This window comes from Mesorhizobium sp. WSM4906, from assembly GCF_029674625.1.
GTDB lineage: Bacteria > Pseudomonadota > Alphaproteobacteria > Rhizobiales > Rhizobiaceae > Mesorhizobium.
The window spans coordinates 1,837,268-1,850,533 of sequence record NZ_CP121355.1; the positions used below are offsets into that span (position 1 = coordinate 1,837,268).

At 63.2% G+C, this 13,266-nt stretch carries 16 protein-coding genes; 10 read left to right on the forward strand and 6 right to left on the reverse strand.

The annotated features are described in order from the left end of the window. Positions 1–32: 32 nt before the first annotated feature. The 3 genes from QAZ22_RS08690 to QAZ22_RS08700 all read right to left on the reverse strand — a co-directional run bounded on the left by QAZ22_RS08690 (position 33) and on the right by QAZ22_RS08700 (position 2,377). Positions 33–1,064, reverse strand: a complete 1,032-nt coding sequence (locus tag QAZ22_RS08690) for a sensor histidine kinase (protein WP_278206291.1) — start codon at positions 1,062–1,064, stop codon at positions 33–35. A gap of 184 nt (positions 1,065–1,248) precedes the next feature. Then, positions 1,249–1,413, reverse strand: coding sequence for a DUF1328 domain-containing protein (locus tag QAZ22_RS08695; RefSeq protein WP_018429836.1), 165 nt, complete (start codon positions 1,411–1,413; stop codon positions 1,249–1,251). Between the two features lie 169 nt (positions 1,414–1,582). Further along, complete coding sequence (locus QAZ22_RS08700) at positions 1,583–2,377, reverse strand: response regulator (protein WP_278206297.1); 795 nt, start codon at positions 2,375–2,377, stop codon at positions 1,583–1,585. Between the two features lie 222 nt (positions 2,378–2,599). On the opposite strand from QAZ22_RS08700, the gene QAZ22_RS08705 reads away from it, so the two are divergent. Both QAZ22_RS08705 and QAZ22_RS08710 read left to right on the forward strand, forming a co-directional pair. Beyond that, entirely contained in the window at positions 2,600–2,803 is a 204-nt protein-coding gene (locus QAZ22_RS08705) for a NepR family anti-sigma factor (RefSeq protein WP_278206299.1), read from the forward strand. A gap of 3 nt (positions 2,804–2,806) precedes the next feature. After that, positions 2,807–3,358, forward strand: coding sequence for an RNA polymerase sigma factor (locus QAZ22_RS08710; RefSeq protein ID WP_040973662.1), 552 nt, complete (start codon positions 2,807–2,809; stop codon positions 3,356–3,358). A 25-nt stretch (positions 3,359–3,383) separates the two neighbouring features. Here the strand turns inward: QAZ22_RS08710 and QAZ22_RS32195 are convergent, their stop codons facing one another. Then, entirely contained in the window at positions 3,384–3,956 is a 573-nt protein-coding gene (locus QAZ22_RS32195) for a response regulator (protein ID WP_347566936.1), read from the reverse strand. Positions 3,957–4,190: 234 nt separating this feature from the next. Here QAZ22_RS32195 and QAZ22_RS08720 point away from each other — a divergent pair, with 234 nt between their 5' ends. The 3 genes from QAZ22_RS08720 to QAZ22_RS08730 all read left to right on the forward strand — a co-directional run bounded on the left by QAZ22_RS08720 (position 4,191) and on the right by QAZ22_RS08730 (position 5,370). After that, positions 4,191–4,517, forward strand: a complete 327-nt coding sequence (locus tag QAZ22_RS08720; protein WP_278206303.1) for a hypothetical protein — start codon at positions 4,191–4,193, stop codon at positions 4,515–4,517. 7 nt (positions 4,518–4,524) lie between these two features. Beyond that, complete coding sequence (locus QAZ22_RS08725; RefSeq protein WP_278206306.1) at positions 4,525–4,989, forward strand: hypothetical protein; 465 nt, start codon at positions 4,525–4,527, stop codon at positions 4,987–4,989. 183 nt (positions 4,990–5,172) lie between these two features. After that, positions 5,173–5,370 (forward strand): hypothetical protein, encoded by a 198-nt coding sequence (locus QAZ22_RS08730; RefSeq protein ID WP_278206307.1) that lies wholly within the window; start codon positions 5,173–5,175, stop codon positions 5,368–5,370. Positions 5,371–5,438: 68 nt separating this feature from the next. Here QAZ22_RS08730 and QAZ22_RS08735 read toward each other — a convergent pair whose 3' ends face one another. Next, the gene (locus QAZ22_RS08735; RefSeq protein WP_278206308.1) at positions 5,439–6,359 is read right to left on the reverse strand and encodes a diacylglycerol kinase family protein; all 921 of its coding nucleotides are present in this window, start codon (positions 6,357–6,359) and stop codon (positions 5,439–5,441) included. Positions 6,360–6,594: 235 nt separating this feature from the next. Between QAZ22_RS08735 and QAZ22_RS08740 the strand changes: the two genes are divergently transcribed. Then, positions 6,595–7,965 carry a PRC-barrel domain-containing protein gene (locus QAZ22_RS08740; protein ID WP_278206309.1) on the forward strand — a complete coding sequence of 457 codons (1,371 nt, stop codon included), beginning with the start codon at positions 6,595–6,597 and terminating at the stop codon, positions 7,963–7,965. An 80-nt stretch (positions 7,966–8,045) separates the two neighbouring features. Here QAZ22_RS08740 and QAZ22_RS08745 read toward each other — a convergent pair whose 3' ends face one another. Further along, complete coding sequence (locus QAZ22_RS08745; protein WP_278206310.1) at positions 8,046–9,605, reverse strand: alkaline phosphatase family protein; 1,560 nt, start codon at positions 9,603–9,605, stop codon at positions 8,046–8,048. Between the two features lie 217 nt (positions 9,606–9,822). Here QAZ22_RS08745 and QAZ22_RS08750 point away from each other — a divergent pair, with 217 nt between their 5' ends. From QAZ22_RS08750 to QAZ22_RS08765, 4 genes are all read left to right on the forward strand, one after another. Beyond that, positions 9,823–10,755: a VOC family protein gene (locus tag QAZ22_RS08750; protein WP_278206312.1), complete on the forward strand. Its 933-nt coding sequence runs from the start codon at positions 9,823–9,825 to the stop codon at positions 10,753–10,755. A gap of 3 nt (positions 10,756–10,758) precedes the next feature. After that, positions 10,759–11,397 (forward strand): alpha/beta hydrolase, encoded by a 639-nt coding sequence (locus QAZ22_RS08755; RefSeq protein ID WP_278206315.1) that lies wholly within the window; start codon positions 10,759–10,761, stop codon positions 11,395–11,397. Beyond that, positions 11,390–11,689, forward strand: coding sequence for a GNAT family N-acetyltransferase (locus QAZ22_RS08760; protein WP_040998912.1), 300 nt, complete (start codon positions 11,390–11,392; stop codon positions 11,687–11,689). The genes QAZ22_RS08755 and QAZ22_RS08760 overlap by 8 nt, the downstream gene beginning before the upstream one ends. A 288-nt stretch (positions 11,690–11,977) precedes the next feature. Beyond that, positions 11,978–13,036, forward strand: a complete 1,059-nt coding sequence (locus tag QAZ22_RS08765) for a dipeptidase (RefSeq protein ID WP_278206316.1) — start codon at positions 11,978–11,980, stop codon at positions 13,034–13,036. Positions 13,037–13,266: the final 230 nt, after the last annotated feature.

The following is a 13,266-nucleotide window of genomic DNA, read 5'->3' on the forward strand; positions in this document are numbered from 1 at the left end:
CGGTTAAGTCGGCGAATGTTCGTGTGTGGCGGTCAATCCGTCTCGAAATTGCCGTGCGGGATCGTCAGGCGATATTCGAGCCGATCCTCATCGATCTCGAGGATGGCGGAGCCGCCGAGCGACGTCGGCACGACGCGTTCCAGAGCGACGCTGCCAAAGCGCTTTTCGTTGCGCCTGCCGGCGCCGATCCTTTCCGTCCACATCAGCAAAAGGTCGGCCGAAGTTCCGCCGCCGGGCGCGATTTTGGCGCTTACCTCGACATGGCCGTCAGGCTGCGACAGGGCGCCGTAACTTACCGAATTCACGGCCAGCTCATGCATGGCCAGCCCGATATGCAAGGCGGCGTTTGGGTTGAGGTAAGGGTTTTCGCCATCGAAACGCAGACTGCGGTGGGGGTCGGCGCTGTAGCGGCCGACCTGGCCGGATACGAGCTCTCGAAGCGCCGCGCCGCGCCAGTTGGAGGATGTAACCAGATCCTGGGACGAGGCGAGCGACTGAATGCGGCCGCGAAAGCGGGTCAGGAAGTCGCCAAGCGTCTCGGAGTAGCGCCCGGTCTGGGTGGCTATGCTCTGGATGATGGCCAGAAGGTTCTTCGAGCGATGGCTAACCTCACGCAGCAGCGTCTTCAGCGTCTGCTCGCGACGTTTCTGCTCCGTGGTCTCGACCATGGTGGTGACGACGCCCTGGACTTCCCCGGTATCGCTATGATCGGCATCGACCCAGATCTGGAACCAGCGCACGCCGTCAACGCCGGGAATGCCGAGTTCGAGGCGATCAGCGTTGCCGGTTTCAACCGCCCTGTGTTTGGCCGCACTTAGGCGTTCGGCCTGAGCAGGCGAGAGCAAATCCTTGCCGTCGGCCGTCTCGGCTGCCCAAGGCGCGCGCATGTTGCGGGCCCAGACGGTCTTCATTTCCCGGTCCTGATAGAGGACCGAAATTCCGGCATTGTGGAGCGCATGCAGCAACGCACGCCCCAACTGCATCCCGCTTTCCGCCGGATGCATCGCGATCACCTCGTCGCTGCGCTTGCCCGGATCGTCCTTTTCTGAGGCCTTGGAACGCATCCAATAATACTTCCCGCATCCAGGCTGAACGGCTTTACGACAGACTGCTGCTTCGGCCTCGACATGCCGAGGCTGCGCGCAGCCTCAAAAACGGTCCGCCGGACGACGTCCTTTGGGGACACCGCCCGGCGGTGGCTGGAAACCGTTTGAGGGGTGCGGCTTCCAGTGTCCGGTGCTCCCCGCGTCAGGCTCTTCTGAAAAGGCCGGCGATGAGCGAAATCACCAGGAAGGCCAGGAAGATGAAGAACAATATCTGCGCGATGCCAGCCGATGTGCCGGCAATGCCGCCGAATCCAAGAGCGCCGGCGATGATCGCGACCACAAGAAAAACGAGCGCCCAGTACAGCATGATATGCCTCCTTCTAACGTCCTGAAAAAACGTGGCTGAATGCCGTTTGTTCCACCATTTGCGGAAAAAGACGACCCCCCGGAAGCGCTTTCGCGGATCAGATTCCGCACTGCGTCATGCGAGGCGCGGGAGCCTCGCATGGAACCTCGATGAACAGACATCGGTGCGGTCAGGCTGCAGCTTTCGCCTGGCGGTCGAAGAACAGCGCCTGGCTGATCAGAGCCTTGACCATATCGGGGTTGAACGGCTTGGTCACCAGAAACGCCGGCTCGGGGCGCTCGCCGGTCAACAGGCGTTCGGGGAAGGCGGTGATGAAGATCACCGGCACCGGCGTCGAGGACAGGATTTCATTCACGGCCTCGATACCCGAGCTGCCGTCGGCAAGCTGGATGTCCGCCAGGACCATTTTCGGGCGCGTCCTGCCGAACATGGCGACCGCTTCGGCATGCGTGCGCGCGGTGCCGACAACGCGGTGGCCAAGGCTTTCGACCATCTCCTCGATGTCCATGGCAATCAGCGGCTCGTCCTCGATGATCAGCACATCGGTCGCGACCTGGCGGGAAATCTCGGCGCTTGCCTGGGCAAGCAATTCGGAAAATTCCTGCTCGTCGGCGTCGAGGATCTCCGCTGCTTCGTCCTCGCTGAAACCTTCCACGGCGACAAGCAGGAACGCCTGCCGCGGCCGCGGCGCGATAGCATTCAGATTGGCGGCGGCCCGCTGCTCCCAGGCGGTCTGCGCATGCTCTTGCGGCACGCGGATGGCAATCGAGGTGAAAAGCCTGGCAAAAACTTTGTACAACGCGATGCGATCGCTCGATGCCTCGGGGAAGACTTCGGTGTCGGCGATGATGGCCTCCAGCATGGCGGCGACCAACGCGTCACCGCTTTCCTGCGATCCCGACACGGCGCGCGAGAAACGGCGAAGGAACGGCAGGTGAGGAGCGATAGTTGCGGATAGACTCATATTGACGTCTCCCTCAGATGACGTTGTTCGTTTCCATCAGGCCAGACGGGTCGCAAACCCCAAGCAAACCAACGTCGGCTTTCTGAAAAAGTTCCGCCGGCTGTGGAACTAAATTAGGAAATGGGCGTTTGGCGGTTTCGGGATGGGCAACCAGACAAGGGTGCCGCTTGCGTTGTGGTCTGCAGTTCCAGAGCGGTTCGAGTGCTGGGAATTAGGGCAAATATGAAAGAAATGTCAAAGAATTCGACGACTGGCGCCGTGAGCAGGCACCGGAATGGGGGTGGCAATCCGCTTGGACCAAACTCCGAAATCGCCCGCAAACTCAAACAATACTACGACGAGCTGGTCTCCGATCAGGTGCCAGATCGATTCGCCCAGTTGCTTAGCCAGCTGGAAGAGGCCGAGCCCGCCGAGAAAAAGGACTGAGGCATGGCGGCGGTCTCCCAGAGCTTCAAGACCGAGCTGCTCGGCGCAATACCGAGCCTGCGCGCCTTTGCAGTCTCGCTGACGCAGAATGCCGACAAGGCAGATGACCTCGTCCAGGAAACCTTGGTCAAGGCGTGGGACAAGCACGAGAGTTTCCAGCCGGGCACAAACCTCAAGGCCTGGCTGTTCACCATCCTGCGCAACGAATTCTATTCGCAGATGCGCAAGCGTGGCCGCGAGGTACAGGACAGCGACGGCATCATGACCGCCAGGCTTGCCGTTCATCCGGCCCAGCATGGCCAGCTCGACCTCAAGGATTTCCGCGGCGCGCTGGAGCAGTTGCCGGAGGATCAGCGCGAAGCCATCATCCTGATCGGGGCATCCGGCTTCTCTTACGAGGAGGCGGCCGAGATCTGCGGTTGCGCGGTCGGCACCATCAAGAGCCGGGTCAGCCGGGCGCGCGCCCGGCTGCAGGACATCCTCAAGATTTCCGGCGAGGACGAATACGGTCCCGATGCGATCTCGGCTCAAGTGACTGGTTCGAACGCGGCCTGACACCGACATCCGGGCCGCGACGTCGTCAAGCCGCCTTCGCGCGTCCGCAGGCGAGCGCCACGGCTTCGATCAGATCGTCTCCCGAATAAGGTTTGGCGACCAGCCGGATCTCCGGGAAAGAACCCTCGATCTCTTCCGCGTCGGAGTAACCGGAGGCAAAGACGAATGGAACGCCTTCGCCTCGCAGCCGCTTGGCGAAGTCGAGCGTCGAGACGCCGCCCAGCATCAGGTCGACAATGGCGGCGTCGAACGACGACAGCCCGTGCCCCAGGTCGATTTCGGCCAGATCGCGGACAATCGTGACATCGGCGGCGCCCTGGTCGCGGCACAGTTGCTCGACATCCATCGCGATCAGGAATTCGTCTTCCAGGACCAGGATACGCAATCCGTCTAACAATGGGGGCACGTGTCGGCGACTCCTACGATCGCCGCAGTCATGCGCGGTATTCGGCTCTGTGTCATTAAAAAAGATATGACCGGCGATGCATCCCGTGATCGCGCGGAACCTCGATCCGCGTGGAGCGTTTTCAACAACCGCACCGGGGGCAGGGATTTCGAGGAGGGTCGAAATGTCCGGCCAGAGTGTAGGTTCCGCCACTGCCCGCCAATATCCCTGCGAGAAATGCCCGCTGCGGCTGCTGCCGGCCTTTCGCGCGTTCGAAAGCCAAGAAGGCCCTAAGGGAGGCATGGACGGAGAACAAGGACTTCTGATCCGAGAGAATTTGACAGCTGTCAATGTGCCCGCCCTTCGGTCTTGCTAAGGGGCGATCCAGCTTCGGAACTCTTGACGTAGATCGAGCGTTTAAAGGTAGAAAACACAAGGAGTTACGCGATGGCGACCGCCGCAGGCAAAAGCGCAACAGATGCTCCCTCCAACTCCGATCTGGAAGCCGATATCCGGCAGTTGAAAGCGGATATAGAGGAGCTTACCAGGCAATTGGCCAAGACCAGGGACGACGGTTACGGCGCAGCGCGCCGCGCGGCGGCCGAAGGCGTCGAACAGCTGCGGACGCAGGGCGAGGCGGCATTCGAAAGCGTGCGCGGCAGCGCTCAGGATATCGAAGCGCAGCTCATAGCCAGCGTTCGAGAAAAGCCGGTAACGTCGCTGGCGATCGCCGCCGGCGTCGGCTTCCTGTTTGCGCTGCTGTCCCGCCGTTAGCCCGCAGATGGAGACGCTGGTCTCGCTGATTTCGACCCTTGCCTCCGGCGAGGCGGCGGCTGCTCTGCGACGGGCGCGCATGACGGCAGTCCTTTATGGGCTTGCCGGCGTTCTTGTCCTGTGCGGCATCGGCTTCCTCATTGGTGCGGCCTATATCTGGCTGGCGGGGCGCTACGGGCCGTTGGCGACTTCCTTCGGCTTCGGCATTGGCTTCCTGGTGCTTGCCGGGCTCATTCTGGTGATCCACAAGCTGGCCGCCGGTACGCAGGCGCGGCGCCGGGCGCGAAGACGAAAGGCCGACATGACCGCGGTTGGCGTCACCGCAGCGCTCGCGCTGCTTCCGGCGCTTGCGAAAAGCAAGGGCGGCATGGGCGCGCTTCTCGCGCCCGCCGTCGCGCTCGTCGCTTATGCAATCTATCGCGAGAATGCGAAGCCCGGGCCTCAAGACAAGGATCCCGGCGAAAAGCCGTAGCCAAACCGATCCGCATCCTCAATGAAAGCGGCTGATGTCGGCCGGCTACCCCTAGGCCCCGCACTCGCGACAAGCGGTCCCCATCGTCGCCGAACCTCGCTGTCGGATTCGGAACCTTCGCGGAGAGGGCCCGTTACCCGACCATGCCGAAGCGTCCGCCGCCACGCGACAGGGAGGCCAACAATGACCAAGACCGTTCCTGAAAACAAAGCCCGCCAGGGGCATTGGGGCTGGCACGCGCTGAGGATCCTTATCGCCGGGCTGTTGCTGGCCTTCATTGCGTGGGGTGCGGTCGAGGTCTATGGCGAGCTGATCAAGAGCCAGACGACCGGACAGAGCGTACCTCAGGCGCCGGCGGCCGGGCCCGCGCAGGGCGGCTGACCGCTTAGGTCCTTGTTTTTATGCATGTCGTTTCCGCAAAACCGCTGCGCAGTTTTGCGCGACATGCACTAGGCCGCCTTTGTCTGCACATTTCTAGCCGGAACCAACACCTTCAACGCGCCGGGATGAATCTCGATCACCGTCTCGCGTTCCAGCCCGAACAACTCGCCGTCCATGACGGCGCTGAACTTCTTCGTCGGCGAATGGATCTTGAGGATCGCCTTGTCGGCCTGATGGATTTCGACATGTTGGCTGTCGCGCCAACGGCCGCGCAGCATGGCGAGGAATAGCTTCACCAGGTCGCGGCGTCTGCGCGCGACGCTGACATAGATGCCGAGCAGGCCGCCTGCCGGATCGTCCGCGTAAGGCAGATGGCCCTCGCCGAACAGATTGTTGCTGATGCTGATGCCGGTCGCGCGGGTGATGATCTCCGTCTTGCCGATGGTCAAGCTCACCTTGAGAGTGCGCGGGTTCTTGATCGTCGCCCATGCCGCACGAACGGAAGCCTGCATCTTTCCCAGCCGCGAGCCGAAATCCATCTTCTCGCGGAGCTGCACCATCCTGGCATGCATGCCGATCGAAAACTGATGCACGAAGGGCCGGCCGTTGGCGCTCGCCATGTCGACGGCCGTCACCTCGCCTTCGGCGAAGGATGTCAGCGCCCCGTCCAGCGTCTGCGGTATGCCAAGGCCGCGCGCGAAGAGATTCATCGTGCCGCCCGGCAATATGGCCAAGGCTTTCTTTTTGTTCATGAGCAGGGACGCCGCCGTCGAAACAGTGCCATCGCCGCCGCCAGCGATCACGACGTCGACGTTCCGCTTCGTCACGGCCTTTTCCAAGGCCGCGGCGACTTCGCGGCGGGCAACGATGTCGATCTGAACCGAATGGCCTGCCGCTTCGAGTGTTTGGCGCAGACGTTCGGCAAAGGCTGCCATATCGGTGGTACGCAGCGTGCCGCCGTCCTGGTTCAGCACCGCAGCAAACCGCATGTCCCGCTCCGCCTTCCTCGCAATTCCTTGGCCGAAAATGACCCCTCAGCCGCTGGCTCAAACGAAAGGGTGGCCCAAAGGTTCCTTGGCCACTCAGGACTTCGACGCCAGCGCGTAGCTTTTGGAACAAGGCAACGGTCACGACGTTGTGAAGACATTGGACAATTCCGCGTCCGGTCCGGTTCGTCAAGGCCGGTCGCAGCTTTGCCGAAATCAGGCAGGAGGAGAGACGATCATGACCCGCACTCTTTTTGCGACGACCGCGCTTGCGACGCTGCTCGCAACCGGCGCTTTCGCACAAACGGCGACGCCGACACCGGCACAGCCGCCCGCCGCCGAGAACCCGGAACCCGTGATGCGTTCGGAGGGTTCCCTCATGACCAATATCATCGGCGAGTCCGTCTATAACGGCACTGGCAAAGACGCCCAGGACATCGGCAAGGTCGACGACATCGTCTTCGACGCAAGCGGCAAAGCCAAGTCCGCGATCATCGGCGTCGGCGGCTTTCTTGGCGTCGGCACCAAGGATGTCGCCTTCGACTACAGCAAGATGGAATGGGCCGAGAAGAACGGTGACCGCTGGCTGGTGGCCAAGACAAGCAAGGACGAGCTCAATGCCCAGCCGGCATTCGACCGCAAGCCCTACGATCCGGCCCCGGCGCAGTCGGCTGACGCCACGCAACCTTCAACCACCGACACGGGCGGAGCCCAGAAGCCGGTGGATCTCAATGCCAAGCCGGCTGAACCGGTGAAGAAGGCGGAAGGCAATCTCGCCACCAATATCATGGGCGAAACGGTCTACAACGGCACCGCTGACGACGCCCAGAAGATCGGCGACGTGAAGGACATCGTGCTCGCCAAGGACGGCAAGGCCGAGTCGCTTGTCATCGGCGTCGGCGGCTTCCTCGGCATAGGCACGAAGAACGTCACCTTCGACTTCGCCAAGGCAAAGTGGGCGGAGAAGAATGGAGACCGCTGGCTGGTTGCCGAGACGACAAAGGAGGAGCTTCAGGCGCAGCCGGATTTCAATCGCAAGGCGTATGATCCTGCGCCGGCTTCGACAAGCACTGCGTCTTCGAGTGAGACGCCGCCTACCACCACCCCTGCCGTGGCGTCGTCGGATACCACGGCCGACAAGGGGAGCAAGCCTGCCCAGCCGGCACAGACAGCCGAGAACAAGCCCGCGGCGCCGGCTCCGGCCACGGCCGAAAACAAACCGGCGAACACGTCCGCCACCGACGAGACCAAGACGGCCTCGATCGACAAGTCGACGCTGACCGAAATGCCGATGGGCAATATCCGCGGCGACGAGCTGAAGGGCGCGGCCGTCTATGGCGCCAACGATGCCAAGATCGGTGAAATCGGCGACGTCGTGCTGACGCCGGACAAAAAGCCGGATGCGGTGATCGTCGACGTCGGCGGCTTCCTCGGCATCGGCGCCAAGGAAGTCGCGGTCGGCATGGACAAGCTCAAATTCATGACCGACAAGAGCGGCAAGAAATATCTCTATACCAACTTCACCAAGGAGCAGCTGCAAGCGCAGGCGGCCTATGACAAGAGCACCTATGCCACGAAGCGCGACCAGCAGAGGATGATCTTGAAATAGGCAGTAAGCAGTAGGCGGTAGGCGGTAGGCAGTAGGCAGTAGGCAGTAGGCAGTAGGCAGTAGGCAAGGATGCCTATTCCCTACTGCCCGCCCACATGCCCGACTACGCCGCCGCCCGTCAGCTCCGCCAGCGCCAGCGACTGGTCGAGATGCTTGGCGCGCCAGGCGAGCATCTTTTCGGCGAATTCCAGGCGCGACGGCAGATAGGCAGTGTCGTTCGCGACGTTGCTCAGCTCGCCCGGATCCTTGGCGAGGTCGAACAGCAGCGGCGGCAGGCCGCCGCCGAAATGGACATATTTGAAGTCCTTGGTGCGCAGGACGGCCAGGTTGCAATCGCGCGGGCCGATGCCGAAGTGACGCTCGGCCTCGCCGTCGGCGACCGAGCGGAAATCGAACTCCCAATGCGCGGCCTCGCGCCAATCCACCGGCTCCTCGCCGTCCAGCCACGGCGCCAGCGACCTGCCGTCGAGATGCGGCTCGGGTGCGGCACCGATCAGGTCGAGCAAGGTCGGAAAGATGTCGACCGCCTCGGTGAAACGGTCGACCGTCATGCCGGCGGCGGCTCCGCGACTCGGATCGCGGATGATCAGCGGGATGTGGTAGCTGGCGTCGAAGTAGCCGCCTTTGCCCAGCATGAAATGGTCGCCCATCATCTCGGCATGGTCGGAGGTGAGCACGATCACGGTATCGTCCCACGCGCCGGCCGCCTTTACCGCTTGCCAGACGCGGCCGAGCTGTACGTCGAGTTCCGAGATCATGCCGTAATAGATGGCGCGGATGCGGCGGAAATTTTCCTCGCTCCAGTCCGGCACCTTGCCCTCGGCGCCGGGTATGAATTTCGTCCGCTTCTGCTGGTCGAGATCGTAAGCGAGATAGGGGTGGCTTTCCGCCTCGGCCTGCAAGCTTGCAGCGCGCCGGAAAGCCGGGCCGTCGGCCGGATCGTACATTGTGTTGTAGGGCTCCGGCACGACGAAGGGCGGGTGCGGACTGATGAAGGAGATATGCGCGAACCACGGCGCAGCCTCGTCCTGCTCGCCAAGCCAGCGGATGAATTCGCCGGCCAGGAAGGCGGTTGGCGTCTGGTCCTTCGAATAGACCGGCGGCGCGTTGCTCACATCGCCCCCGGGCTTGCCGTGCTCCCCAGCCGGACGGTGGATGTCAGGGCTGCCGGCGCTGGCATCGATGCCCTGCATCCTCAGCCAGGACAGCCATTGTTTCTGGTGCTCGGGCAGGAACTGCCGCACGGTGAAGCCCGGCAGCACGCCTTCATAGCTCTTCAGCCGTGGATCGGCTGCCGAGAGCCGGCGCGGGTCCGGCGCGACATCGGTGTAGCCGAACAAGGTCGGGTCGTAGCCAACCGCGCGTGCCGACAGGGCGACGTTGCCGTGACGCGCATCGAGCGGCGTGCCGTTGCGGCAGACGCGGTTGTTCATCTGGTAGAGGCCGGTATAGAGGCAGGCACGGGCCGGAGAGCAAGGTGCGGCGCCGCCATAGTGGCGCCGAAACAGAACACCTTCGGCGGCAAGCGCGTCAACGTTCGGCGTCCTGACCACCGTATGGCCTGCGACCGAAAGGCAATCGCCACGCCACTGGTCGCAGGTGATGAGGAGAACGTTCGGGCGGCGGGTTCGGTTGTCCAAAATCTTCCTCCTCAAGAAGTCGCGCCGCTCATGGAGCCGAAATTCGCCGGCGTTGCAAGGCAAGCCGGTTCGTCAATCGGTGAACGTAAACCTTAGATCGTTCACTTTTATGACGCAGTCCATCCTGTGTTTGCCCGCTTTGCCGCGGACGGGCCTATCCTCATATTGGCGTGGACAGCGGCGAGGGCCGCAGCAAGGACAAGGAAGGAGCAACACCATGCTCAATCAGATCAAGGGCCTGCATCACGTCACCTCGATGGCCAGCGATGCGCGCCGCAACAATGAGTTCTTCACCAGGAAACTCGGCCTGCGTCGGGTCAAGAAGACCGTCAACTTCGACGCGCCGGACGTCTATCACCTCTACTACGCCGACGAGTTCGGCACGCCCGGCTCGGTGATGACCTATTTCCCGTTTCCCGATATCGGCAAGGGCCGGCATGGGGTGGGTGAGGTCGGCACCACGGTCTTCTCGGTGCCGGAAGGCACGCTCGGCTATTGGGAAAAGCGTTTTGCCGACGAGGGTGTGGGCGGCGTTGCCCACTCGACGAGCTTCGGCGAGAAGCGGCTCACCTTCACCGGCCCCGACGGCGACAGTTTCGCTCTGGTCGAGGACAAGGCGGACAGCCGCGCGCCCTGGGTCAAGGGCGGCGTTCCCGGCGACGAAGCGATCCGCGGCTTCCATTCGGTCGCGCTGAGGCTGAAGGACGGCGGCGCCACCGAGGAGCTGCTGAAGTTCATGGGCTATGAGGAGGTCGACAAGTCCGGCAACGTCCGCCGGCTGGCGATCAAGAACGGCAATGGCGCCGACGTCGTCGATATCGAGTCGCTGCCGGGCGCAGGCTTTGCCAATCTCGGTGCCGGCTCGGTGCATCACGTCGCCTTCGCGGTCGAGGATCGCGCCAGGCAGCTCGAGGTGCGCAAGGCGCTGGTCGACACGGGCTACGGCGTGACACCGGTCATCGATCGCGATTACTTCTGGGCGATCTATTTCCGCACGCCGGGCGGCGTGCTGTTCGAGGTGTCCACCAACGAGCCGGGCTTCGACCGCGACGAGGACACCGCGCATCTGGGCGAGGCGCTGAAGCTGCCGACGCAGCATCAGCATCTGAGACCCTATCTCGAACAGCACCTGCAGAAGCTGGAAGACTAAGCCATGAGCAAGGACGCTTACATCCATAAAATGCTGCCCGGTTCGCCGGGCAGTCCGTTGCTCTTCGTCTTCCACGGGACCGGAGCCGACGAGAATCAGCTTCTGTCGTTCGGTCAGGAGCTTGCGCCTTCGGCGACGATCGTGTCGCCGCGCGGCGACGTGTCCGAGCATGGCGCCGCCCGCTTCTTCCGCCGCACCGGCGAGGGCGTCTACGACATGGACGACCTTGCGCGGGCGACGGCCAAGGTGGCAGGCTTCGTCAAGGCGAATGTCGTTGCGGCAAAGCCCTCGGCGGTGTTCGGGCTCGGCTATTCCAACGGCGCCAACATCCTGGCCTCGGTGATGTTCGCGGAGCCGGCTCTGTTCGATGCCGCGGCGCTGATGCATCCGCTGATCCCGTTCGAACCGGAGGTCCGGGGCAGCCTTGCCGGCCGCCGCATGCTGATCACGGCCGGCAGGCGCGATCCGATCTGTCCGCCCAATCTGACGTCGCGACTGGAAGCCTATTTGCGCGCCGACGGGGCCGATGTCACAGTGGAATGGCACGACGGCGGGCACGAGGTGCGGCCGAATGAAATCGAAGCGGCGCGGCGGCTGTTCACCCGCTCGCCGACCGCCGAAGGAGGCAAGAACAATGGCTGACCAGCTGCCCGAGATCGAACTGGAAGACCACGGCTCCAAGGGGCGCTATGTGCTGCGCGGGCCGGGCGGCGCCGAGGCCGAGATGACCTTCACCAAGATCGGCGAGCATCAGCTCATCATCGATCACACCGAGGTGCCGGACGTCTTCCGTGGCCAGGGCGCCGGGCTTCGCCTCGTCACCCGCGCGGTCGAGGATGCGCGTGCGGCCGGCAAGAAGATCATCCCGCTCTGCCCCTTCGCCAACGCCCAGTTCCGCCGCCACCCGGAATGGGCGGACGTGCTGAAGCAGTAGCACCGTCTTCCCCTTCTCCCCCTGTGGGAGAAGGTGGATCGGCGCGCAGCGCCGAGACGGTTGAGGGGTGCTGGACGGAGTACCGTCGGTGCCAAGCTGGAGCACCCCTCATCCGTCGCCTTCGGCGACACCTTCTCCCACAAGGGGAGAAGGAAAACAGCCACCCAGCCACAAACGCGAACACGTCACTGGCATTTGCGCAGTTCGGCCATCTTGCCTAAGTAGACAGTTCGCTCGGACGGGATTCCGTCCCGCCTCGCCCCGTCACCGAAATGAATGGCTCCCCTGATGACCGAAACCGACCTCATCCCCGTTTTCGACGGCCACAACGACACGCTGCTTCGACTCTACCAGTCGAAGGAAACGGATGTCGAAAAGCTGTTCATCGAGGGTACGCCGGGCGGTCACATCGACCTGCCGCGCGCCAAGAAGGGCGGTTTTGCCGGCGGCATGTTCGCGATCTTCCCACCGCCGATCGAAAAGACCAAGCGCAGCGCCGTTCCGCCGGCGCCGAGCGACAACGAACCCCTGCCGCCGGAACTGCCGCGCGCCGAGGCGATCACATCCACAATCGGCATGGCGTCGATCCTGTTCAGACTTGAGCGGGCAGGCGCGCTGAGCGTGTGCCGCAGCGCCGGCGACATCCGCGATGCGATGGCTAAGGGTTCGGTCGCGGCGGTCTTCCACATCGAGGGCGTCGAGGCAATCGATCCCGAGCTTGCCATGCTCGACGTGCTTCATGCCGCCGGCCTGCGCTCGCTGGGCATCGTCTGGAGCCGGCCGAACGCCTTCGGCAACGGCGTGCCATTCCGCTTTCCCTCCTCGCCAGATACCGGGCCCGGCCTCACCGATGCCGGCAAGGCGCTGGTCAAGGCCTGCAACCAGCTCAGGATCATGATCGACCTCTCGCATCTCAACGAGAAGGGTTTTCGCGACGTGGCTGAATTGAGCGACGCGCCGCTGGTCGCGACGCATTCCAACGTGCATGCGATCTGCGGCCATTCGCGCAACCTGACCGACTGGCAGCTCGGCGCGATCCGCGAGTCCGGGGGCATGGTGGGCCTGAACTTCGCCACCGGCTTCCTGCGCGAGGACGGCCGCATGAATGCCGATACCGGACTCGACATCATGGTGCGCCATATCGATTCGCTCTTACAGGCGCTGGGCGAGGATGGCGTCGGCCTGGGCTCGGATTTCGACGGCGCCATGATCCCCGCCGTCATCGGCGACGTCGCCGGCCTGCCCAAGCTCATCGACGCGCTGGCGGCGCGTGGCTTCGGCCGCGCGCTGATCGAGAAGATCGCCTATCGCAATTGGCTGAATGTGCTCGAAAGAACGATTGGATAGGCCTTCCGTGTGAAGGGACAATCCTGAGTGCTCGGGGATTGGAGGCAGAACGCTCTCAACTTCGTCATTCTAGGGCGAAGCAGGAGCGAAGCTCCGTCGCGAAGACCCTAGAATCCATGCCGTTACCTTCGCCAAGGACCGCAACGGAGCAAAATTCTGAACAGTAGCAGCGCTTCCAAGTCACGGCATGGATTCTAGGGTCTGCGCGCGTCGCTTCGCTCCTTGCTCCG

Coding starts and splice junctions, on each gene's coding strand:
- QAZ22_RS08690 (WP_278206291.1), bottom strand. CDS start 1,064: ATGCGTTCCAAGGCCTCAGAAAAGGACGATCCGGGCAAGCGCAGCGAC.
- QAZ22_RS08695 (WP_018429836.1), bottom strand. CDS start 1,413: ATGCTGTACTGGGCGCTCGTTTTTCTTGTGGTCGCGATCATCGCCGGC.
- QAZ22_RS08700 (WP_278206297.1), bottom strand. CDS start 2,377: ATGAGTCTATCCGCAACTATCGCTCCTCACCTGCCGTTCCTTCGCCGT.
- QAZ22_RS08705 (WP_278206299.1), top strand. CDS start 2,600: ATGAAAGAAATGTCAAAGAATTCGACGACTGGCGCCGTGAGCAGGCAC.
- QAZ22_RS08710 (WP_040973662.1), top strand. CDS start 2,807: ATGGCGGCGGTCTCCCAGAGCTTCAAGACCGAGCTGCTCGGCGCAATA.
- QAZ22_RS08720 (WP_278206303.1), top strand. CDS start 4,191: ATGGCGACCGCCGCAGGCAAAAGCGCAACAGATGCTCCCTCCAACTCC.
- QAZ22_RS08725 (WP_278206306.1), top strand. CDS start 4,525: ATGGAGACGCTGGTCTCGCTGATTTCGACCCTTGCCTCCGGCGAGGCG.
- QAZ22_RS08730 (WP_278206307.1), top strand. CDS start 5,173: ATGACCAAGACCGTTCCTGAAAACAAAGCCCGCCAGGGGCATTGGGGC.
- QAZ22_RS08735 (WP_278206308.1), bottom strand. CDS start 6,359: ATGCGGTTTGCTGCGGTGCTGAACCAGGACGGCGGCACGCTGCGTACC.
- QAZ22_RS08740 (WP_278206309.1), top strand. CDS start 6,595: ATGACCCGCACTCTTTTTGCGACGACCGCGCTTGCGACGCTGCTCGCA.
- QAZ22_RS08750 (WP_278206312.1), top strand. CDS start 9,823: ATGCTCAATCAGATCAAGGGCCTGCATCACGTCACCTCGATGGCCAGC.
- QAZ22_RS08755 (WP_278206315.1), top strand. CDS start 10,759: ATGAGCAAGGACGCTTACATCCATAAAATGCTGCCCGGTTCGCCGGGC.
- QAZ22_RS08760 (WP_040998912.1), top strand. CDS start 11,390: ATGGCTGACCAGCTGCCCGAGATCGAACTGGAAGACCACGGCTCCAAG.
- QAZ22_RS08765 (WP_278206316.1), top strand. CDS start 11,978: ATGACCGAAACCGACCTCATCCCCGTTTTCGACGGCCACAACGACACG.